Raw genomic sequence first — 502 nt, 5'->3', positions numbered from 1 at the left:
CGTCCAGCGAGCCTGCTGCAACCGGCAGGGTTGCCTTGTATCCTGCAGTACCGTCTGCCTCGCCGCCATTGCTGCCATCGCCAGTTACAAGGCTTAGCCCGTGCAGGACAAACTCCCGCAGATCCAGCATCGGATCAGCGCCGAGATCCTGCTCTGGCAGCTGATAGGTCTGCGTGAAGGAGATGACGCCGTTTTCATCTGCGGTGGGGAACTCGCCGTCAGCAGTCAGGTCCAGCAGGACAGGTCCGTAGGTCTGCCCGCCTTCCATCAACTCGATGAAGCCGTCGTCGTCATCATCCACGTCGAGCGTCGGCACCATGGACTCAGCGACAGTGCCGTCTTGCGCCATAAAGCCATGAATATGCTGCGGGTGGACCTGATCAGCCTCCAGGCCTGCTGCCCGGATCGTTACCGTGAGGGTTCCGGTCTCTTCGTCAAAGGCGGCAAAACCGACGCCGCTGACACCTGAAGCATTCAGTGCCGTAAATGAGGTGTAGAAGAA

General features: G+C 59.8%; 1 protein-coding gene. It reads right to left on the bottom strand.

Annotation, left to right across the window (positions count from 1 at the left end):
- On the bottom strand, positions 1 to 502 hold a 502-nt coding region (locus tag RM533_RS13625; RefSeq protein WP_311341769.1), incomplete at both ends, for a hypothetical protein.

The organism is Croceicoccus esteveae (assembly GCF_031846435.1).
Classification (GTDB): Bacteria; Pseudomonadota; Alphaproteobacteria; order Sphingomonadales; family Sphingomonadaceae; genus Croceicoccus; species Croceicoccus esteveae.
This window is presented reverse-complemented; position numbering and strand designations above follow the sequence as displayed.